Here is a 20,952-nt window from a genome sequence, read left to right on the forward strand (position 1 = left end):
GAGGTCCGTGTGCTCGTTGACTGGGTCGGCAGCCTGCCGTTCGATGAAGACCTGATCGAGATCATGACAAGCGCCGGCGTGCGGTTCCAGCGCTATAGACCTATTCATTGGTATACGTTGGATCGTGTAAACAACCGGACCCATCGCAAGCTGCTCATCGTTGACGGGCTGGTCGCGTTCACCGGCGGCGTCGGTATTGCCGACAACTGGCTCGGAAACGCCCGCAACCCAGATGAGTGGCGCGACACGCACTATCAAGTCAAAGGACCCGCAGTGTCTGCCTTCCAGGCGGCATTCGCGGAAAACTGGTTGGAGACGGCCGGCGAGACATTGCAAGGTGAGAAGTTCTACCCACCCTCCGAACCTGCGGGGTCGCTTAGCGCTCAGCTGATCCTGTCATCGCAGCCAAATGGCTCGGAGAACATGGAACTGATGATGCTGGCGGCGATCGCTGCCGCCAGGGATCATCTTCGCATCGGAATGGCCTATTTCGTGCCTGACGATATTGCCCTGCAGCAGATCTTGGACGCTAGGAAACGAGGGGTAGCAGTCGACGTGATCGTGCCCAACTGGCTCACAGACGTGCCCCTGGTCCGAAAGGGCTCGCGGTACTTCTGGGGCGACTTGCTCAAAGCTGGGGTCCGGATCTTCGAGTTCCAGCCAACGATGTATCATCCCAAACTCCTGATCGTCGACGACGTCTGGACGAGCTTTGGCTCTGCCAACCTGGACGAGCGCTCTTTGCGGCTGAACGACGAAGCCACGCTGAATGTCTACGGCCGGGATTTTGCCAAAACGCAGATCGACCTGTTCAGCCAGGATCTTGCGCGATCAAGGCAGATCAGTTTGGGCGAATGGGAAGCGCGCCCCCTGACCGAAAAAGTATCGGACTGGCTGGCCAGCAGACTACACTCGCAACTCTAGAGCCTCTTGGTGGGCGAGTCCCCGCAAACGGCATCTGCGCCCGTCAAATGGCTAATATGGTGCGCCACGCGCAAGAATGGGAGCAACCCCGCAATAACACTGAGCGGATTGCTCAACACGCGCCCTGCAACTTCATCGGTCGATGCATCCCCACCTCGTCGGTCACGCGGCCCCTTTGCGATCATGACAGTGAGACCCGAAAGTGCTCTCAACGATGGTGTATTAAGGTCCGCGCATGGGCGGCTGGAAGCCTGAGCGATCAGAGGCACCGGCATGTCTTAATGAGGACGAATACGCCCACTTGCGTAAGGCAGCGCCAAAAGCCCCAGGGCGATCCAGAAGCCGGGCTCAGCCATTGCGGCGAGATCTGACAGAAGTCGCTTCATGTTGCCCCACCCGTGCCCTGACGAATCCGCGGCCGATCATAAACTCGAGACAAGAGTCCGCTCTTGTGGGAGGAGAAGCGGGCTCTTAGCTGCGACCTAAGACCCAGCGGCCGGCGCAAGAGCCGCCCGCGGACCCGATCGCCAGAAAAAAAGTCCGCCCGCGCCATTTGGGCGTCACCGTTTCGCGGCATCGCTGTCGGCCGCGGCGCGAGACAGGAACATCTGCGTCGTCTCGGCGAGATGGCTCTTGAGCCAATCCGCCATCGCTTCCTCTTCGCGCAGATTGCTCGAAAGTATAGCTGGCGAGCGAGCCCTTCATCACCTCGTCGCCGGCAAACACGCCGCTGATCGACTGGGCCATGGCGGTGAGCTTGCCGCCTGCGTCTTTCATCGCGGAGGATCCCTCTCCGATCCGGTCAAGACAGCTTTTGAGGCGCGAGGCCTGCTGCCGCGTCTCGTCGAGATGCTGACGGATGCGGTCGCCGAGTTCCGGATAGCTTTCGAGGCGTGACAGTTGCCCGGAGAGCATCGTCTCGGCCTGCTCCTCCATGGCGTGAGCGTCTCTCAGCCACTGTATCAACCAGTCGCGCGATTGTGTCATGAAGCTCTCCCTTTGGGTTGCTCGCCCAAACCGCGAGCGGAGAGGATGGCTCCGCCCGGGCTATGGCAGGCTCGGCCAGAGGGCTGTCGACGCGCGGATTAACCACCGACGCGACTTCGAGCAGCGAGCCTCAACTGGCAGAGGGCCGGAGCCTGTAGCTTCTTTAGACCTCGGATAGGTTTTGGCGGTATCTATCGGGAAAAGGAGCGGGAAAGTTATGACCGAGTTCTGGCAGTCACTCCTCGCCAATCTTGCCCTGGTCTCCATCCTCGTGGTCGCCTGGGATCTTGTGGCGGACTTCACTGGGCGTCTGTCGACGCGGATGCAGTCGCTGGTTCTTGGTGTGGTCATGTGCATGGGCGCGATCATTTCCATGGCGACGGGCTTATCCGTCTCCGGCTTCGTCGTCGATCTCCGCGCCGCCTTCATTGCGGCTGCCGCGTTCTTCGGTGGATGGCCGGCGATGTTCATCGCTACTGCCGGCTCCATTGCCTATCGCATCTATCTCGGTGGACAGGGCGCGAGCGTCGGTGTCGTGGGGATCCTCATCACCGCTATAGTCGGTATTGCGTGGCACCACATCGTTACTGCCCGGTCTCGCACCATGTTCGACATATTCGGACTCGGCGTGTCGGTAGCTTTCGCCGGGCTGATCACGCTCCTGATCATCCCCTCGCAAGTCGTTGCCGACCTGGTGCAGCAGAGCACACTCCCATCACTCGTGTTCCGCTTCCTCAGCACCGTCCTCATAAGCGTTCTGCTGGACCGGCAGCAGCGGCGGCGCGATCTTGCGATGTCCAACATGATCTACCGGGCCATGGTCCGCGAACTCCCGGATTGCCTGAACATTAAGGATGTCGACGGCCGGTTCATCGCCGCCAATCCCGCCACTGCCGAAATGATGCGCGCCGCTTCGGTCGAACAGCTTATCGGCAAGACGGATTTCGATTTCTACTCTAAGGACGTGGCCGAGCGCTTCCGGCAGGATGAGATGGGCGCTCTGGAAGCCGGGCAGACGCTGCGCATCGACCAGCCGGCGGTTTTCCCGGACGGCAGACAAGGCTGGCTCTACACGCTGAAGGCACCGTTCCGCGACGAGACCGGCAAGATCAGCGGCGTCATCACCTACAATCGCGACATCACCGAGCAAAAGCGAAATGCCCAGCTGAAGAACGATTTCATCTCGACGGTCAGCCACGAATTGCGCACCCCACTGACCTCCATCCGCGGCTCACTTGGTTTGATCGCGGCCGGCGTCGCCGGCGAACTGCCGCCCAAGGCCGCCAATCTCGTCAACATCGCCCACACCAACAGTGAAAGGCTGGTTCTTCTCATCAACGACATCCTTGATATGGAGAAGATCGAATCTGGCGTGATCACCTTCAAGATCAGGCAGATGGCTGTCCGCCCGGTCCTGGAACAGGCGATTGCCGCCAGCACCAACTACATGGCCGACAGCCGAATCAGGATCGTCTTGGTCGACGATGCCCCGCGCGCCGAAGCCAACATAGATCCGGATCGCCTGCATCAGGTGATGGCCAACCTGCTGTCGAATGCGATCAAGTTCTCGCACACTGATGGCATCGTCACGGTGAAACTCCATCGTCGTGCCCCCGATATGCTGCGCATCTCGGTCGTGGACCAGGGCGCTGGCATCCCCGAGGCGTTCCGCAATCGCATATTCGGGAAGTTCGAGCAGGCGGACGCCTCCAGCACTCGCAAGATAGGCGGTACTGGCCTGGGCTTGAGCATCGTCAAGGCCATCACTGAAAAGCTGGGCGGCGGCATCTCCTTCGAAACCGAGGAAGGCAAGGGAACCTCGTTTCACATTGACCTCCCCGAAGCGCACAGGCAGACCGAGAAGCCGGTTTCGGTCGAGCGCCGGGCGCGCAAGCGCGATGGCCGCCTGCGTGTCCTCATCTGCGAGGACGAGCCTGACATTGCTGTGGTGATCGCAGCACTTCTCGATGCAGAAGGCTTTGCCAGCGACGTCGCGCCCGATATCGACACCGCCAAGGCGCTGCTGAGCTCGCGCGACTACGTGGCGCTGACGCTCGACATCAAGCTGGCGGGGGAATCCGGAATCAAGCTCTTCCACGACATACGGGCATCACCGGTGAATTCCGACATTGCGGTCATCGTCATCTCCGCCGTCGCCGACGAGGCCAGGCGCTCGCTGAACGGCAGCGCCGTCGGCATCGTCGACTGGCTGGAGAAGCCGGTGGATTCGAAACGGCTTCACGCCGCTCTTGCCAAGATCGTCGGCCGTAGGGTCGAGCCGAAGCCACAAATCCTGCATGTCGAAGACGATGAGGGCGTGCTTGCGGTGATGTCAGAAGGGCTGGGTTCGGGCGTCTCGATCACCTCGGCGAAGACACTAAAGCAGGCCCAGGAGGCGATCGCCCGCCATCGCTTCGACCTAGTCATCCTGGATATCGCGCTTCCCGACGGATCGGGCCTCGACCTCCTGACCGATCTGCCGCTCGAGACTGCGGTCATCGTGTTCTCGGCGGCGGAACTCGACCAGAAGCTCGGCGATCGGGTGCAGGCGATCATGACCAAGACCAGAGCGTCGGAAATCGATGTGGCAAAGTTGGTACGGAACATGTTGGTTTCGTCCCGCAATGGCACTCGGCCTGCCGCGCACGCCAAGGAGTGATGCTAATGCCCGCAAGGATCCTCTATGTAGACGACGAGGACGATATCCGCGAAATCGCCCAGATGTCGCTGGAGCTCGAGCCGGAATTCGAGGTGCGATCCTGTTCTTCGGGCATGCAGGCGCTGGCCGATGCCGCCGAATGGCGGCCCGACCTCATCCTGCTCGATGTGATGATGCCGGACTTGGACGGACCGGAGACGCTGAGGCGCCTGGCCGAGTCCCGGCCGACGGCGTCGATACCCGTGGTGTTCATCACCGCGCGCACCCAGACGCATGAGGTCGAACGCTATCTGGCTATGGGGGCGGTGGGGGTGATCGCCAAACCTTTCGACCCACTTGCGCTTGCCGGTGAAGTCAAAAGATTGCTTCTATCGCGCACCTGAGCCGACGTATGGCTTGGCCACCGAGCGCAGTTTGTCTGCACACTGTGCGATGCCGTTCAGGGCTCCTATACCATGTCGCCTTATTCATCTACTGATTGTGCCGAGGTGCAGGCGCAGCGAATCAGGTTGTCTGTAATCGCGTGGCATCGGCGGACGTCGATGAGAGAGTCGAGACGAATATTTCTGTCTGCATGGACCGCATTGGCGGATGTCGGTTCATGGGATCACTCCGGGGGGCGACGGAACCGGAGCAAGGCTGGTGAACGGAGCGAAGGCAAGAGTTCTGATTTGCGATGACGATCCCTTGTTGATCGAGCTGATGGAATTCAGGCTCAGGGCAAAGGGATATGAGGTCATCAAAGCAGTAGACGGGGCGGAAGCGCTCTCGAAGGCAGAGCATGAGGCGCCGGACATCATCGTGCTCGACGCGATGATGCCCAAGGCCGACGGCCTGGAGGTCCTTGCCCGCATCAAGGGCGATCCGGCTTTGTCCGAAACCCCGGTCGTCATGCTGACCGCCCGCAAGGGCGAAAGGGACATCGTCTCGGCCCTCGAAAAAGGAGCCGACGACTACCTTGTGAAGCCATTCATCCCCGAGGAGCTTCTGGCGCGGTTGGCGCGTCTGCTCGCGCGAAAGAGCGGGAAACGCTGATGCGGCGCTGCCGGTGCGCAGCCCTTGGCGCATGTCTGATCCTGGCGATCGCTGCGCCCCAGGGCGCGGTGCTGGCGCAGACGGTGGATGAACTTTACGAGTTCGGCGTCAAGGCCAGGCAAGCGCAGCATTTTGACGAGGCGGTGGAGTTTTTACGGCGCGCCCTTGCGCTTAAACCCGATAACGCCGACGCCTTGGTGCAACTCGGTTTTGCCGAACTCGGCCGCGACAATCTGTCGGCGGCGCGCGACGCTTTTTCCAATGCCCTATCCTTGGCCCCAACCTATCGGGACGCCAGCTTTGGCATGGCTGAGGTCGAGTTCCGCTCGGGCAATCTGGATGCCGCGCTTCCGCTAGCCGAAACGGCCCTGCGGGCCGAGCCCGGCAACGCTGACGCCGCCACGCTTATCGCCAATATCCAGAAGGCGAAGCAAGCCGCCGGCAGTGAGGTGAGACGGTCTCCCGCGGTTCCGGCGCCGACAAAGAAACCGACTAGCCGGCGGCCCGATCCCGTCGCCGGTCTGATGGAGCAGGGCAGACGCCTGCGAGCGGCGGGAAAGCTGCCCGAGGCGGAGAAAGTCTATCGCCGGGCACTGGGACTGGCGCCGAAGAACACCGACATCCTCGTCGCCCTTGGCCTGGTCGTCGGCTCCAGCCAAAGCTTCGACGAGGCGGGGCTTTTCTTCGACCGCGCGCTTGCGATCAAGCCGGGCCTTCTCGACGCGCGGCTCGGCAAGGTGCGCCTGGCGATCTGGCGGGGCGACGCGCCGAGCGCCCGCCGCTTGGTCGATGGCGTGCTGGCCTCAGTGCCAGGCAATGTCGAGGCGCTCGAGCTGGATGCGAGAGTGGCTTTGCTCGAGGCCGATTACACGCGGGCCGGGCAGTCGTTCCAGCGCGTGCTTGCGGCCGATCCGCGCAATGCCGAGGCGCTGGTCGGGCTCGGCGATGTGCGCCGCGCCGAGGGTAAAGAGGAGGACGCGCGGGATGCCTACAGCCAAGCGCTCGCCGTCGAGCCTGGCTCTTTCGATATCGAGCAAAGGCTGGCCGTGCCGCCGCCGCGCAAATGGCGGCTCGACCTCGGCAGCGAGGTGAGCGATCTCACCAGCGAGCTCGGCGACTGGACCGACAGTTCGGCAGGCCTTGCCTATGGGCTGTCGCCGCGCACCACGATTTCCGGTCGCACCCGGCTGGCCACACGCTTCGGCCGCACCGACGTCCAGATCGAAGGCCGTATCGACCAGGCCTTCTCGCCGGCGTTCTCTGCCTATGCTCTGGCGGCGGCGACGCCGGACGCTGATTTCCTCGCGCGCTATTCGATCGGCGCCGGGGCTTCGTGGCAGGTCATGGCGCCGGCAAAGGCGTTCGGCCCGCTTTCGCTCAACATCGACACCCGGTACGACAATTTCGCCGACACAAATGTCACCAGCATCTCGCCATGGGTGCAGACCTCTATCCTAGACGGCCGCCTGGGGCTTTCCGCCCGCTGGGTTCATGCGCAGGATGATATCGGCACGGGCGCAGACGGTTATGTGCTTCGCGTCGACCTTGCTGCGACACCGCACTTCAACGTATTCGGCGGTTATGCCGACGCTCCCGAAATCTCCGACGGCACGCTGGTGCCGACGCGCGCGGTCTTTGGTGGTGTTTCCTGGGACATCAGCGATCCGCTGACGTTGCGCGCCAGCATCGCGCATGAAGAACGACCGAGATTCGACCGGAATACATTCGGTCTCGGCCTGACCGCGCGGTTCTGACCATGTGGTACATCTGGGGTCTCTCCATACTGCTCAGCGCTCTTTCGCTGGTGATCATGCTGTTCCTGATCGCGAGACGCGTCCTGCAGCAGCGCCGGAGCAAGGCTGCGGCCGACCAGCGGCGTCAGCTTCTGACTGCGCTGATCGCCTTCACCGAGAGCCGCGACCGCGAGGTGTTGAAAACGGCCATTCTTTCGGTGCCGGCTGGCGTGGCGATCAATACCGGCTTCGAGTTCATTTCGCTTTTGCGCGGCGAGGAGCACGACGATGTCCTTGCTGCTTTCAAGGAATGTGGCCTGCCGGCCCTTGTCGGCAGGCAACTGGAAAAGGGCAACGGCGCCGAACGCATCCATGCGGCCGAGATGCTGGCGGCGCTGCGCTCGGAAGGTGCGGTGGCAAGCCTGCTTTCCGCGCTCAACCACGACCGCTCGCGCGAGGTCAGGATCGCCGTCGCCATAGCGCTCTGCGATCTGAACAGCCTGCCGCCGCTCGGCATTGCGCTGCGCAAGATCGGCGTGGCCGGGCAGCGCTCGCGACGCCTGATCGAGCTGTTCAGGCGCTTTCCGCACGCGCGCCTGGAGGAACTGGCGGACCATGCTGCGCGCGCCGACGCCGTGCCCTTCATAAGGGCGGCCGCGATCGACGCATTGGCCCGCGCCGGCGGCTTCCGCTTCGCCGATCTCTTCGCCCGCTTGGCCGACGACGCCTCGCCCGAGGTTGCCGCGGCGGCACTGCGGGCGCTCGGCCTCACCGGAAATGCCGACGCGCCGGCGATCCTCTCGACCGCGATGACAAAAGGCGACTGGGAGGTGCGCAGCGCGGCCGCCGATGCCGCCGGCCGCCTCGGCCTCGCCGAACTTGGGCGGCCGCTATCCAAGCTGATGGGCGACGAGGTGTGGAACGTGCGCTATGCCGCCGCCAACGCGCTGCGCTCCTTCGGCCAGCCGGGAGAGCGGTTGCTGCGCCAGATTGCCGACAGCGAGGTCTCGCGCAGCCAGCGCACCGCCTCGCTCATTCTTGCCGAGGGACCAGCCGTATGATCGCCGACTGGAGCGACGAGATCGTTCTTGCCGCCACCATCTTGTCTTGGTTCATCATCGGGGCCGGGCTGGCGCAGACGACGATATACCTCCTGCAGCTCATCGTCGCCGGCTATGCATTGTCCAAGCGCCCACCGGTCGCGCGCTCGGCGCTGCTTTGGCACCGCTATGGCGATGTCGCGCCGCCGATCGCGCTATTGGTGCCCGCCTACAACGAGGCCTTGAACGTGGTCGAGAGCGTCCATTCCATGCTGGCGCTCGAATATCCCAATTTCGAGGTCATCGTCATCAACGACGGCTCGAAAGACGAGACCTTGCTGCGCCTCATCGAGGCGTTCAAGCTGGTAAAGTTCCATCGGCCCTATGAGGAGGCGCTCGCGCACAATCCGATCCGCGGCCTCTATTCGTCACCGATGACCGAGCGGCTGTTCGTCGTCGACAAGGAGAACGGCGGCAAGGCCGACGCCCAGAACGCCGGCATCAATGTCTGTCGCGCGCCGCTCTTTTGTGTCATCGACGGCGACTCTATCCTTGAGCCCGACGCGCTGATGCGTGCCGCCCAGCCATTCATCGACGACCCCGAGCGCACCATTGCCGTCGGCGGCACGATCCGCATCGCCAACGGCTCCAGGATCGAGGCAGGCAGGGTGCGCGAAGTCCGTCTGCCACGCCGTCTGTTGCCACTGCTCCAGGTGGTCGAATACCTGCGCGCCTTCCTGATGGCGCGGCTTGCCTGGAGCCGCATCAACACACTGATGCTGGTCTCCGGCGCTTTTGGCATGTTTCGCCGGGCCGAAGTGGTGGCGGTCGGCGGCTTCACCAAGGGTTCGATGGGCGAGGACCTCGACCTCGTCATCAAGCTGCACCGCTATATGCGGGATAAAAAGCGCAAATACCGCATCCAGTTCATTCCGGAGCCGGTGTGCTGGACCGAGGCGCCGGAATCGCTGAGCGTCCTTGCCCGGCAGCGCACGCGCTGGCAGCGCGGCTCGCTCGAATGCTTCTTCCGCTACCGCTCCATGCTCTTCAACCCGCGCTATGGCCGCGTCGGCTTTCTCGGCTTCGGCCACATCTTCATTGTCGACGTTCTGGGACCGGTGGCGGAGGTGCTGGGCTATATCCTCATCCCCGCCTTCTGGCTGCTCGGTGTCCTTTCGGCCGAATATCTTCTGGCCTTCACCTCGCTCATCTTCACCTATGGCGTCTGCGTGAGCGTATGCTCCCTCGTTCTCGAAGAGGCCGAGTTGCAGCGTTTTCCCCGCGCCAGGGACCTCGCGGTATTGACGGCGGTCGCCGTGATCGAGAATTTCGGCTACCGCCAGCTCAACAATTTCTGGCGCGTGAAGGGCTGGTGGCAATTTCTTCGGGCCGACCAGAGCTGGGGTGAGATGACCAGGACCGGCCTGGGCGGCGCGAAGAAGTGAGCCCCGTCTGCTGAGTCACTTCAGCGTCCGCTCGATCTCCGTGATAAGCGCATCGAGTGCGGCGTGCGAGGCCCCATCGTCCGCCTGCTCGATCAGCAATGTCTCCAACGCCGATGCCCGCGCGCTGATCTCCGCAAACCCGAATGTCCCTGCGGCCCCGGCGAGCGAGTGCGCGGTGGGAATCAGGGTGTCGTTGGAGCCCACTGACGGGCCTCTCTGACGCGCCGCCCTCAACTCCGCGAGTTGAGTGGCGCACCGAGCCAGGAAACGCTGTCGTAAGGGGGCGAAGGGATCATTCAGAATGGAAGGGGCCTCCATGGATGGCTTTAGAGGTATTCAAGCAGAAAACTCGGTGGAGTGGAACGAACTGCTTGCGGTCCACGCTCCTGTCAGAGCAGAACTGCGGCGCCCGCTTCAGCCAAATGCAATGGCGATGAGTTTTTGATGTCCAACCGCGGAATGAGCGAGCTGGTCGGCATAGACCTTCTTGAAGGCCGGCGAGCGGGGTGCATTCAACGTATTTTCAAATGTTTGGAGCCTGCTGCGGTATTCGGATAGGCCGACAGGTCGGCGGCCGCAGCACGTCCGCTATCATGCAATTGGTGAAAGTGTACCATCCTGCCGCCATGAGCTCACGACCGGCAATACGGCTTGCATGGCCCAACAGTTTGCCTAGCCACTCGTCAAGCGCGGGACATCTGAAGCGCAACACGATTTCGTCCTTCCGATTTGGCACGAAAAAGAGCCAGATCGGCGGCATTGACGAAATCCTTCGGCGTTTCGTTCTCGGTGGGCACCGCTGTTGCGACGCCAACGCTGATGGTCACGCGATCCGAGCCGTGGGGTATGTTCAGCTCCCGCACGCTCTGGACGAGCTGCTCTGCGATCGCACTGGATTGTTCCAGTAAAGTGTCGACCAGCACGATGACGAACTCTTCGCCTCCGTACCGCGCAGCGAGATCGGTGGAACGGCCGGAACCGCTCTGGATTACGCGGGCGATTTGCTTGAGCACCTCGTCGCCGGCCATATGGCCATAGGTATCATTGTATCGTTTGAAGTTGTCGGCATCGATCATCAACAGCGACAATGGGGATTGTGCGCGAAAAGCACGCTTCCATTCAGACGCCAGATATTCGTCAAAATAGCGCCTGTTGCCGAGGCCCGTCAGGCCATCGATCCGCGTCAGACGTTCAAGCTCGAGATTAGCACTGATCAGCTGTCGCTGGCTTTCCCTTAGCGCTCGGTATGCAGCTTCTCGCTGGACGTGATCCAGATAGGCCCGCGTGTGATATCGAACGCGTGCAATCAGCTCGATACGATCCGGAAGCTTTACGAGATAATCGTTCGCTCCCGCAGCGAACGCTTCGCCCTTGGTGGCTGGGTCTTCCTTGCTCGACAGCACAATGACTGGTACCGCGCGTGTCGAAGCATGCTTCCGGTATTCTCGCACCAGATGCAGCCCATCGACCCCGGGCATGACGAGATCCTGCAGGATGACGGTTGGCTTTACCTCGTCGGCGACCGTGATCGCTCTCAATGGGTCGGTGCAGAAGTGTAAGGAGATATCAGGCTCGCTGGCTAGAGCGCGCCTGACCGCCTCGCAAACCATGATCTGGTCATCGATGAGCAGAACCATGGATGAATAGTTATCTGCAAGTGGTGGGACCAGCTGTGGTTCTAGCGTCATCGGACGAACCCTTTCACCTGGAGCGCTGAAAGGGCTTCGATTATGCGTGAGCCGATCGCACTCAAAGGAAGAATATCAACAGCCGCGCCGACATCGGCGGCGGCCTTCGGCATGCCGTAGACGGCGCTGGTTGCTCTATCCTGCGCGATTGTGAGATGCCCCTTGTCGCGGAGCTGTCTCAACCCGTGCGCACCATCCTTGCCCATGCCTGTGAGCAGGACTCCAATCACCGAGCCAGGCCACCATTGCGCGGCACTTTCGAAGAACACATCTACGGACGGCCGATAAACGCTGTCCTCGGGGCTAGGCGTATAGCCAAGTTGCTGAGCTGACTTGAAAACCAGATGATCCGCGGAACTGGCAATGAGAACGGTGCCCGCTTGAGGACTATCGTTTTCCCGCGCTGGACGGATCGGGAGAGGCGTATGCTGGCCGAGCCAATCAGCAAGGCCTGGAACGAATTGGGCATCGAGATGCTGTACGAGCACGATGGCGGCGGCGAAATCAACGGGAAACGCGCTCAGGACTGCGGCAGCGGCGGCCGGCCCGCCAGCAGAGGCACCGATTGCAATTAGCCGTCGAGCTGTCGGCTCAGCCGCACGGGACATCCTCCTTCTTGCCTTGCCCGGCGCATCGCCGATCAGCTTGCCGATCATTGCTATCTTGTTGGTCAACAGCCGTGCGGATTGCGAGGACGCATCACCTTCGATGCCTACTGAGGGAATATCGACGGCGTCGAGCGCGCCATGCCCCATCGCTTCGTAGACGCCGGCGACGTTGGCTTCGATACTGGCTGTCACCAGCAAGATTGAACATGGGGTTTCCGCCATGATTCTGCGGGTCGCTTCCACCCCGTCCATCTCTGGCATTGCTAGATCCATAAGTATCAGATCCGGCAGATCACGTCTGCAGACCTCGACCGCCTCACGCCCATTGGTCGCAATCCATGCGACTTGGTGTTCGCCGGTCGACATGACCAGCCGGCGCAGAAGTTCAACCGCCATCGGCATGTCGTTGACTACGCCAATTCTCATTCGTTGGTCGCCAATTTCGATCTCATTCAGTCGCCTCGCCGATCATGTCCACGACGGCATGGATCAGCGCCTCGTCCTGAAAGGTACTCTTGGTCAGATAATAGTCGGCACCGGCGTCAAGCCCGCGCGAGCGGTCTTCTTCCCGATCCTTGTATGAAACGATCATGATGGGTGTGTTCCTGAGATGGACGTCCTTTCTGATCAGGCTCACCAGTTCGATACCATCCATGCGCGGCATGTCTATGTCAGTGACGACGAGATCAAAAGGACCAGATCGGACGGCATTCCACCCGTCCATACCGTCGACTGCCACTTCGACGTCATAACCGTGATTGCCCAGCATCTTGCGCTGGAGTTCGCGAACCGTGAGTGAATCGTCAATCACCAGCACGCGCTTGCGTCTGCTCGGTCCGGGACCGCCCGCGGCTCGCCGAAGGGCTCGAAATCCGCTGGACGACGCAAGCTTTTCCACCGATCGAACCAGATCATCGACGTCGAAGATCAGAACAGGCGAACCGTCCTCCATCAGGGCCGCTGCGCTGATGTCCTTGATCTTGGCAAACCGGGAATCGAGAGGTCTGATCACCAGTTCGCGTTCCCCGAGAAAACGGTCGACGATTACGCCGTAGGCGTCCCCACGACCCGTTTCCACCACGACGACCGAGAGTTCCTCTGGTTCGGACGCAGACTCTCCTCGATCCAGCACCTCGCGCGCTGTCACCAACCCGATCTGTCGATCGTTCAAGCGAAAATGCGGGCGGCCCTGCAGGAGGTTGATCTCCACGCGCTGCAATTTCATTGTCTTGGAGATGGCAGCGAGTGGAAACGCATAGGGCTCCCCATCGACTTCGACGAGTAAGGTGCGCAGGACTGACAACGTCAGCGGCAGTTGCAGTTGAAACCGGGTTCCTCGACCAAATTCCGAGGAGACGCTCGTGATTCCGCGAACCTCCTTCGTCATCGCCTGCACTGCGTCGAGTCCCACGCCACGGCCGGAGACGTCGGACAGGCCAACTTTCATCGAAAAGCCGGGCAGAAAAAGGAATGCCAGCAATTCCGTTTCGCTGAGCGCGTCGGCGCTTTCCCTGGTTGCAAACTGCCGGGCGACGACAGTCTCGCGCAGCTTCGAGAGCTCGATCCCTCTGCCGTCGTCCACCACGGCTATTTGCAGCAGTCCGGCATTGTGCCTCGCTTCGAGCCTGATGAGTCCCTCTTCGGGTTTGCCGGTTGCGAGGCGCTCATCAGGCGGTTCAAGCCCATGGTCTACCGCGTTGCGCAGAAGATGCCCCAAGGGGGCATCCAGCTGCTCGAGGATATCGCGGTCGATGCCGGTCGAGCCGCCTACGATCTCCAGTCGCACCCGCTTGCCAAGTGTACGACCGAGGTCGCGGACCGTTCTTGCGTAGTGTCTTACCCCGTCCTCAAAAGGCCGCATCCGGCTCGCCAACGTCTCCTCGTACAATCGGTTGGCAAGATCGGTGGCTTTCCGATCGACTGAATCCAACTCATCGAGACGCTCCGCCAAGAAGGCTTGGCTCAACCGAAGCTTTCGCTGCGTTTCAACCAGCGCCTCCACCACAGCCGCATCTTTTGCGACCGGCAGCAGCACTGCATCAAGATTGTCGAACGCACTTGCGATGTCTGATTGAAGGCGCTTCAGCCGCAGCAGCCCGTCAGCGAATGGCCTGAGCCGCCGAGCTTCCATCAGCGACTCGCCAGCCAAACCGAGCAATCGGTTCAGGCTGTCTGCCGTCACCCGAACCATTCTATCTGAGCCGATGCTCCCTCGGGCTTGAGCTTTCGGCTCGACAAGGGGGTTCGCTGACGAGGTTGCCGCCGGCTCCTTTCGGCTATGCTCTGGGGTTGCGAAATCAGCTGCCGAATCTTGGGGTGCGGGCTCGGGGAGGGACAGTTCCTCGAACTTCGCCAGAAAGCTTTCGACTTCCGGGTTGACGCTCTCGTTCGATGATCCCGATGCGATCAATTTCAGAAGGTCAGAGCCTTGCAGAAGCGCATCTATATGCTCCTTGCGTACCCTCAGATGCCCACGTTGCGCGGCGACCAAGCAATCTTCCATTGCATTTGCAACTTTGACGGCGGGCGTCAGATCGATAATGCGGGCTGCTCCTTTCAGCGAATGCGCGGCCCGCATGCATTCTTCCAGGGCGTCGGTGGCGACAGGATCGCGTTCGAGCGCCAGAAGGCCGGAGGTCAAAGCCTGTGATTGCGTCTCCAGTTCGGCCTGGAAAAGGCTCAACATCGAAACCTGACTGAAGTCCTCATCTGTCATGCCATGCTCCGATGCATCATCGTGAGCAGTTGTCCCGGGTCGAGACAGCCAACAGCCCGTTCACGCCAGGGCAAAACGGCAACAGTAGCCGCCGACAGAGTCTTGCCGATCGTAGCTGGCACAGCGAGAGTGTCGCGTGCCCGGTAGCGATGTAAGCCGTGGACCTCATCAACCGTGAAAGCAACCCGCTTGTCCCGCTCGCCCACCACGACGAGGCGGCGAAATATCTTGGCTCGTCTGCCTTGTTCCTCCTCCTTGGGTTCGTCGATCCCGAGCAATTCAGCGAGCGACAGGCAAATCAGCAATTCGCCCCGGACATTGGCGATGCCGAGCACTGCACTATTCCTGCGGTGTGGAAGGGAATGAACGGGACGGGATTCAGCCACTTCATGAAAAATGCCAGCTGGAAGCGCCAGCCATTCGTGCCCCAACCGGAAGAGAACGGCCGTCTGTGGCGCTTCATCGTCCGCCGAAACGACCGCTGCACGACCAGCGCTATCGGGCCATTCGCCGCGATATGACGAGGGCGCCGCACGATCAAGGAGGCGCCGTGCAATCTTCCTGTAGGTCGGGCAATTCCGGCAGTGTAGATGCTGCTCCAGTTGGGGACAGGACTTGTCACCCCGAACGCCTATCCGCCGCCAGCAATCGTCGATTTCAATCTGCTCCACTGGCAGAGCGATCCTTGTCGAAGCCGGCATCAGGTGCCGCTCCTTTTCTGGACCCGGACCAGCCTGTCGGCCAGCGCCTCGGCGCCGCTGTGGTCGCCTTGCTTGCGAAGCAGCAAAGCCAGGTGGACCAGAGCCTCTCGATGATTTGGCGCGAGATAGAGTGCCTTGCGATAGCTTTGCGCGGCCTTGGATGCAGCGCCATCCGCATCCTGAACGAGGCCCAGCAGGTAGAAGATTTGCGCGGAAGGACCGAATTTCTCGAGATGGGCGAGGGCGACCTCCTGTGCCTCCTTTACCCGACCCGCATTGGCGATCCGTTCAACCGCGACTAGGCTTTCCGAGACCTGATCAACGGGCTTGGCCAGGGCCGGCGCACTGTTTTCCTTGCCGACGGTCAGTCGTGGCCGAAGAACGGGCTTGCTCTTGTTGAGCTTCGGGGTTGATGTCCGCACCGGGATAGCAGTTGTCGGCGCCGCGGCCTTGATGGGCTCCGATTCTAGGAAGGCAAAGGCCAAGGGCCATTCAGCGGAAATAAAGCCATGCAGCCTTGGAAGTGCTGCTTCCGCGGGACCGACCAGAAGAAGTCCGTCCGTGGCCAAGAGGTCTTTCAGGCGGGTCAATGCGCGATCCTGCAGTTCGCGATTGAAATAGATCAGCAAATTCCGACAGAGTACGATGTCGTAGACCTCTTGCCCAAAAATTGCGCGAGTACCGAATAGGTTGCCGACCCTGAAGCGAACCTGTTTCAGCACCGCAGCACTGGGCCGCAACCCACCCTCGACCGCTTCGAAATAGCGGTCCCTGAATTCGAGATAGCTGCCGCGAAAGGAATTGCGCCCGTAGACGGCACGTTCAGCCAGCGCGATATTGCGGGTACTGACGTCCACCGCATCGATGTTGAACTCGTGCGCCTCAAAACCGGCATCGAACATGGCCATTGCGACCGAATAGGCCTCTTCACCGGTTGAACATGGCAGGCTCAAGACTTTTGTTGGCTGAGCACGCTTGTGCACGCGCGCATGCCGCGCCAACATCGTGAACGCTTCTCGGTCGCGAAAGAACCAAGTCTCCGGGATCACCACCGCATTGATCAACTCCTGAAGCTCCTGCGGGGAACCGGTCAAGTGTTCCCTATAGGCCTGAGGATTGGCAATCCGGCACGCTGCCATCCGGTCTCTGACCGCCTGACGGACCACTGTCGGGCCAACGCTGGCACTGTCCAGTCCAATGGTTTCCATCAGGAGCTTTTCTATTGCGCCGGTCATTAAACACCCATCACGGCCTGGCGGAGCAATGCGGTACGAATCTCTTCCGAAAGCAGCGCTTCCGCTTTGACCCACTGAATGATCTCCGTGCCATCCGAAGTCACCGGACCAAGATAAGACGGCGTTCCTGGCTCGAGGCCGAACGGCGCGAAGTCGGCAGGGTCTCGCTCGACCGTATCCGTCACCCGTTCCGCGACCAACCCAAGCAGGCGTTGCTCGCCATCTCGCGCCGGGTAGCGCGTAACAACGATCCGGGTGCTCAATAGGCGCTCCGATGGCCGGCCAAGCGCAAGAAGAGTAACATCGATGAGAGGGATGGGTATTCCGTTATAACTGACCAGACCGACCACACCGGTTGGCGCACCCGGCAGAACTTTCACATCGATATAGGGCAGCACCTCTTCAATTTGGTGGACATCGATCAAGTAGCGATCCGAACCCATACTGAAGGCGAGGAATAGCATTATCACCTCCTACTGCCGGCCCGCTATGCTCTCAGCTTGAACCTTGAAATGCTGCTTCGCATGCTACCTGAGACTTGATTGAGCTCGTCGATCGCGAGCGTCGATTGCTGAAGGGACTCGACTGTTTGCTGAGCTGCCTCGCTTAGCTGGGTTAGCGTGTCGCTTATCTGTCCCGCGCCGATCGCTTGTGCTTGCATGCCTTCATTGGCGACTTCGAAACGTGGCACCAACCCCTGGACCTGCTGGATGATGTCGAAGAGTTGCCCGCCGACCTGCTGGATTTCGTGCATGCCCCGGCGGACCTGCTCGGAAAACTTGTCCATGCCCATCACACCGGCAGCAACTGCCGACTGGATGTCTTTGACCATCTGCTCGATATCGTAAGTGGAGACGGCCGTCTGGTCCGCAAGCCTTCGGATCTCTGTCGCCACCACTGCAAAGCCCCGGCCATATTGGCCGGCCTTCTCAGCCTCGATGGAAGCGTTGAGCGACAACAGGTTCGTCTGATCGGCCACTTTGGTGATGGTCGTCACCACCTGATTGATGCTGCCAGCTTTCTCGCTGAGGATTGCGAGTTTGGAATTGATCGCACCCGCCGCGTCCATGACCTGCTGCATGGTTCCTTCCATACGGGTCAGCCCCTCTTGCCCTCCGCCCGCGACGGCAGCCGTTTGCTCGGCAACTGTCGAGACCTCGTTCATCGTGCGAACCAGCTCGTTTGAAGTGGCGGAAATTTCCTTGGCTGTCGCGCGGATCTCAGTCGTGGTCGCGGCGATTTCAGTCGCTGTTGCCTGCTGCTGCTTGGAGGTTGCAGCAATCTCAGTTATCGACGTGCCAACCTGTATGCTGGACCTTTGTACCTGACCAATGAGAGTTGTGAGATCGTCTGCCATTGCGTTGAAGCCGTCGGCAAGCACGCTGAATTCGTCCCGGCGCCTCAGATCGAGGCGTTCGCTGAAGTCGCCTTGCCGTATCATTTGAACCGCGTCGACCAAACGTGTGAGCGGAGCTGTGACAGCGCGAAACAGCTGGTAACCCAAAAGAAGGGCTAGCCCGAGGGCTATCAACAAGCCCACGCTCAAACCGACTTCCGCCGTGCTAACGATTGAGCTGATCCGCTGCGTCGCGCTGTTTGCCTCGCCTCTGTGATCCTCGAGCATGGCTTGCAGAGCGGACTGCAATTTCACAAAGATCGGCTCTACCGTGTTCTTGATGACCGGGCTTTCATTGGGAGTTTCACCTTTCGACAAGGCAGCTCGGCTCGTGTCCAGCACAGCAGTTTCCGCCAGCCGAAATTGGTTGGCGAGTTCTTTGACGACTGCGTAATTCTGCTTGTCGATGTCGGACACGATCGTTGCTTCATACTCGTCCATCAACCGCCGCACTTGGTCGCGATTGGTCGCGATCGTGCTTTCAAGCGTGCTTTTATCCGACGGGTTGTCCTGGAGGGCATATTCCTGAAGCAGGCTATGTGCCTTCATCTGCCCCATCATGATCTCGGTGCTGTGATAGAGGTCTGGAAGAATGCTCTTCTCGACCTCAGTTGCCTCCCGCTCCGCCTGAAGAAACCAGGCGTACGCGATAACGGCGATCACGGACATAACCACCAGAACTGCAGCGAAACTGACGAGGATGCGGTGGCGTATTGTCAGACTCGTCATGGAACCGGTTCACCTATGGGGGCATCGAGGCCTGCGCGAAAAGCGCTCGTTCCGACGTTTCGAAAAGGTGCGTCGAAAAGCAGCAGTCTTATGCAGAATGGTTTCTTTTCCGTTCCATCGCTAATGATGCCGAAGCGGCTCGCCAGTCGGCGCCCCCAATAAGCGTGCTCAAAGGCATGTCTCGCCGTCGACATAGATAAACCCGACATCGGCTGGGGCGGCACGCGCCGTCAAGTGGAGCGTGCATGAGCTGCTTGAGGCCAGGAGTTGAATGACTGCTTAGCCCCGCTTGATGCCGAAAGCCGACCTCTCGCTTGCGTCCCCTAATTTCATCTTGAATCCAACGCAAAGTAAAAAAGGGCGGAGCTGAGACACATATGGTGTGCGCGCCGAGCGGACTTTGCGCTGCCGCCCGAGAAGAAGACCCCGACGGCGTTGTGCCAGAGGGCTCGGATGCCTGCAGGGTCAGGTCAAAGGCCAAAGACCTTTTTGGACCGCAACAACCTGGCGGGAGCAACGTATAGACCCGGTGATCATACCCTGATTTACTGTCCCCACCCGATATTTTGAACGAGCCCAAAAAAAGCGGGCAAGAACAGCCGGTCACGAGCGAGCGAAGCCTGAGAGGTCGGGGGAGGGCGAGCGTCCCAGTACTGATTCGAACGTACAGGCGAGGGAGAGGAGCAGTTCGTCTGCTCTGCCAGGACAGATCAGTTGCAAACCCGTAGGCAATGTCGACGGAGCGTGGGGGAGCGGCAGGCTCGCCGCGCAGAGGCCGAGGACATTTGCCGATCGAGTAGGGCCGGCGCAGGCGTCCAGAAGAGCGGCGGATGCTGACAGAGACGTAAAATCTCCCGGAAATGCCGGCGGCAGCTTCCATTTCACCGGTCCGACCCAGGCATCGATTCCGTTGAACCAGGCAGTGTTGAGCTGAACAAGTTCCTGCTGCCGCCGACGCGCACTCGCATACGAGGTCTGCGTGATGTCGAACCCGGCGGCGATGCTGGCGGCAATGTCTGGGTTCATCAAAGCGCTCGTGCGGTGGAACCGCTCGCGGCCGAACGAGGTGACCATTTCGGCTAGGCTGATGGTGCGGAAGAGCGGATCGATCTCGGCGAGTTCCGGAATGTCCATTTCCACAATCGTGACGCCGACGGCTGCAAGCGTCGACAAGGCGCCTTCCAGCCGAGCCGCCACATGACGGTCCAGAAGGTCGCCGAAAAGGGCCCGAGGTCGGCCGAGCTTTACTCCTCTGATCGTTGCCGCCGGAGGCACGGGAGTGCCGCGAAGAGCGGCCCAAACGATGGCGGCGTCCTCGGCCGAACGGGTTAGCGGGCCGATAGTGTCGAGCGTCGCCGAGACCGGGAAGCTGCCATCCGTCGGCCAGATGTTCGCCGTCGGCTTCAGACCGAACACGCCGCAGAACGCAGCCGGGCCGCGGATCGAGCCGCCGGTGTCGGTGCCAATGGCAAAACCGCAAAGGCCCGCAGCCACGGCGGCCGCCGACCCGCTGGAAGAGCCGGCGGTCAGTCGAAATACAGCGGCATCCCATGGATTGCGCGGTGTACCCCGCCGATAATTGGTACCTGTGCCGCTCATCGCGAACTCGACGGCCTTGGTCTTGCCAATAATGACGCAGCCGGCGGCGGCAAGGCTGCGCATGAAACCGCCCGGGCCGCCGATCAGGTCCGAGACATCGACATCCGAGCCGGCCGTTGTCGGCATTCCTTCAACGGCGATGATGTCCTTGATCGCGATGGGAACACCCATCAAGGGGCCGAAATCAACGCCGCCGGCGAGTGCCTCGTCGACGAGTTTGGCGGCTCGCAACGCGGCTGATGCCGCCACGTGTTCATAGGTTTGCAGCTGGCGATCGTAGGCGGCGATCCGCGCCAAGTAGGCCTCAGTCGCGGCAACGGCCGTCGTCTCGCCGGCCCGCATCCGGCGACCGAAGCCACGGATGCCACCGGGATCGAGCGGGTCGGCCGGAATGGTCATCGGAATTCAACCTCCTGCAACCCCACGCCCGTAATCACGTCCAAAACGCCCTCGGGCG

At 61.1% G+C, this 20,952-nt stretch carries 16 protein-coding genes and 1 pseudogene; 7 read left to right on the forward strand and 10 right to left on the reverse strand.

What is annotated here, in order from left to right; all coding sequences use genetic code 11:
- Positions 1 to 924: phospholipase D-like domain-containing protein (locus LB541_RS26075; RefSeq protein WP_224619910.1), on the forward strand; the 924-nt coding region annotated here is incomplete at its 5' end.
- Positions 925 to 1,484: 560 nt separating this feature from the next.
- On the opposite strand, the pseudogene LB541_RS26080 reads toward LB541_RS26075, so the two are convergent.
- A pseudogene (locus LB541_RS26080) lies at positions 1,485 to 1,911 on the reverse strand (DUF892 family protein).
- Positions 1,912 to 2,128: 217 nt separating this feature from the next.
- Here LB541_RS26080 and LB541_RS26085 point away from each other — a divergent pair.
- The 6 genes from LB541_RS26085 (at position 2,129) to LB541_RS26110 (ending at position 9,823) form a co-directional block, all read left to right on the forward strand.
- The gene (locus tag LB541_RS26085) at positions 2,129 to 4,570 is read left to right on the forward strand and encodes an ATP-binding protein (protein ID WP_224619912.1); all 2,442 of its coding nucleotides are present in this window, start codon (positions 2,129 to 2,131) and stop codon (positions 4,568 to 4,570) included.
- A 5-nt stretch (positions 4,571 to 4,575) separates the two neighbouring features.
- Positions 4,576 to 4,953: a response regulator gene (locus LB541_RS26090; RefSeq protein WP_140500731.1), complete on the forward strand. Its 378-nt coding sequence runs from the start codon at positions 4,576 to 4,578 to the stop codon at positions 4,951 to 4,953.
- 259 nt (positions 4,954 to 5,212) lie between these two features.
- Complete coding sequence (locus LB541_RS26095; protein WP_140500730.1) at positions 5,213 to 5,605, forward strand: response regulator transcription factor; 393 nt, start codon at positions 5,213 to 5,215, stop codon at positions 5,603 to 5,605.
- The gene (locus LB541_RS26100; protein ID WP_224619914.1) at positions 5,605 to 7,359 is read left to right on the forward strand and encodes a YaiO family outer membrane beta-barrel protein; all 1,755 of its coding nucleotides are present in this window, start codon (positions 5,605 to 5,607) and stop codon (positions 7,357 to 7,359) included. Before LB541_RS26095 ends, LB541_RS26100 begins: the two co-directional genes overlap by 1 nt.
- Positions 7,360 to 7,361: 2 nt before the next feature.
- Positions 7,362 to 8,399 carry a HEAT repeat domain-containing protein gene (locus LB541_RS26105; RefSeq protein ID WP_224619916.1) on the forward strand — a complete coding sequence of 346 codons (1,038 nt, stop codon included), beginning with the start codon at positions 7,362 to 7,364 and terminating at the stop codon, positions 8,397 to 8,399.
- A complete protein-coding gene (locus LB541_RS26110) occupies positions 8,396 to 9,823 on the forward strand; it encodes a glycosyltransferase family 2 protein (RefSeq protein ID WP_181165449.1) in 1,428 nt (475 codons plus the stop codon). The genes LB541_RS26105 and LB541_RS26110 overlap by 4 nt, the downstream gene beginning before the upstream one ends.
- A 15-nt stretch (positions 9,824 to 9,838) precedes the next feature.
- Here LB541_RS26110 and LB541_RS26115 read toward each other — a convergent pair whose 3' ends face one another.
- The 9 genes from LB541_RS26115 to LB541_RS26155 all read right to left on the reverse strand — a co-directional run bounded on the left by LB541_RS26115 (position 9,839) and on the right by LB541_RS26155 (position 20,894).
- Entirely contained in the window at positions 9,839 to 10,141 is a 303-nt protein-coding gene (locus tag LB541_RS26115) for an Hpt domain-containing protein (protein ID WP_181165450.1), read from the reverse strand.
- A 365-nt stretch (positions 10,142 to 10,506) separates the two neighbouring features.
- A complete protein-coding gene (locus LB541_RS26120) occupies positions 10,507 to 11,460 on the reverse strand; it encodes a PleD family two-component system response regulator (RefSeq protein WP_281406002.1) in 954 nt (317 codons plus the stop codon).
- A gap of 47 nt (positions 11,461 to 11,507) precedes the next feature.
- Positions 11,508 to 12,545, reverse strand: coding sequence for a chemotaxis response regulator protein-glutamate methylesterase (locus tag LB541_RS26125; RefSeq protein WP_140633766.1), 1,038 nt, complete (start codon positions 12,543 to 12,545; stop codon positions 11,508 to 11,510).
- Between the two features lie 22 nt (positions 12,546 to 12,567).
- Positions 12,568 to 14,835 carry a hybrid sensor histidine kinase/response regulator gene (locus LB541_RS26130; protein WP_224619918.1) on the reverse strand — a complete coding sequence of 756 codons (2,268 nt, stop codon included), beginning with the start codon at positions 14,833 to 14,835 and terminating at the stop codon, positions 12,568 to 12,570.
- Entirely contained in the window at positions 14,832 to 15,536 is a 705-nt protein-coding gene (locus tag LB541_RS26135; RefSeq protein WP_224619920.1) for a chemotaxis protein CheW, read from the reverse strand. The genes LB541_RS26130 and LB541_RS26135 overlap by 4 nt, the downstream gene beginning before the upstream one ends.
- Positions 15,536 to 16,771 (reverse strand): CheR family methyltransferase, encoded by a 1,236-nt coding sequence (locus tag LB541_RS26140; RefSeq protein WP_140525722.1) that lies wholly within the window; start codon positions 16,769 to 16,771, stop codon positions 15,536 to 15,538. Before LB541_RS26140 ends, LB541_RS26135 begins: the two co-directional genes overlap by 1 nt.
- On the reverse strand, positions 16,771 to 17,235 hold the full coding sequence (locus LB541_RS26145; RefSeq protein WP_140525723.1) for a chemotaxis protein CheW: 465 nt from the start codon (positions 17,233 to 17,235) through the stop codon (positions 16,771 to 16,773). The genes LB541_RS26140 and LB541_RS26145 overlap by 1 nt, the downstream gene beginning before the upstream one ends.
- Before the next feature lie 23 nt (positions 17,236 to 17,258).
- Positions 17,259 to 18,896: a methyl-accepting chemotaxis protein gene (locus LB541_RS26150; RefSeq protein WP_140763959.1), complete on the reverse strand. Its 1,638-nt coding sequence runs from the start codon at positions 18,894 to 18,896 to the stop codon at positions 17,259 to 17,261.
- Positions 18,897 to 19,499: 603 nt separating this feature from the next.
- Complete coding sequence (locus tag LB541_RS26155) at positions 19,500 to 20,894, reverse strand: amidase (RefSeq protein WP_140672558.1); 1,395 nt, start codon at positions 20,892 to 20,894, stop codon at positions 19,500 to 19,502.
- Between the last annotated feature and the right edge of the window lie 58 nt (positions 20,895 to 20,952).

Source organism: Mesorhizobium sp. BR1-1-15 (assembly GCF_020165475.1).
Lineage (GTDB): Bacteria > Pseudomonadota > Alphaproteobacteria > Rhizobiales > Rhizobiaceae > Mesorhizobium.

Bases quoted from the DNA above. Each gene is read 5' to 3' on its own strand.
- LB541_RS26110 (WP_181165449.1), top strand. From the start codon at position 8,396: ATGATCGCCGACTGGAGCGACGAGATCGTTCTTGCCGCCACCATCTTG.
- LB541_RS26105 (WP_224619916.1), top strand. From the start codon at position 7,362: ATGTGGTACATCTGGGGTCTCTCCATACTGCTCAGCGCTCTTTCGCTG.
- LB541_RS26155 (WP_140672558.1), bottom strand. From the start codon at position 20,894: ATGACCATTCCGGCCGACCCGCTCGATCCCGGTGGCATCCGTGGCTTC.
- LB541_RS26145 (WP_140525723.1), bottom strand. From the start codon at position 17,235: ATGCTATTCCTCGCCTTCAGTATGGGTTCGGATCGCTACTTGATCGAT.
- LB541_RS26125 (WP_140633766.1), bottom strand. From the start codon at position 12,545: ATGAGAATTGGCGTAGTCAACGACATGCCGATGGCGGTTGAACTTCTG.
- LB541_RS26150 (WP_140763959.1), bottom strand. From the start codon at position 18,896: ATGACGAGTCTGACAATACGCCACCGCATCCTCGTCAGTTTCGCTGCA.
- LB541_RS26090 (WP_140500731.1), top strand. From the start codon at position 4,576: ATGCCCGCAAGGATCCTCTATGTAGACGACGAGGACGATATCCGCGAA.
- LB541_RS26085 (WP_224619912.1), top strand. From the start codon at position 2,129: ATGACCGAGTTCTGGCAGTCACTCCTCGCCAATCTTGCCCTGGTCTCC.
- LB541_RS26120 (WP_281406002.1), bottom strand. From the start codon at position 11,460: ATGGTTCTGCTCATCGATGACCAGATCATGGTTTGCGAGGCGGTCAGG.
- LB541_RS26115 (WP_181165450.1), bottom strand. From the start codon at position 10,141: ATGGAGGCCCCTTCCATTCTGAATGATCCCTTCGCCCCCTTACGACAG.
- LB541_RS26140 (WP_140525722.1), bottom strand. From the start codon at position 16,771: ATGACCGGCGCAATAGAAAAGCTCCTGATGGAAACCATTGGACTGGAC.
- LB541_RS26135 (WP_224619920.1), bottom strand. From the start codon at position 15,536: ATGCCGGCTTCGACAAGGATCGCTCTGCCAGTGGAGCAGATTGAAATC.
- LB541_RS26130 (WP_224619918.1), bottom strand. From the start codon at position 14,835: ATGACAGATGAGGACTTCAGTCAGGTTTCGATGTTGAGCCTTTTCCAG.
- LB541_RS26100 (WP_224619914.1), top strand. From the start codon at position 5,605: ATGCGGCGCTGCCGGTGCGCAGCCCTTGGCGCATGTCTGATCCTGGCG.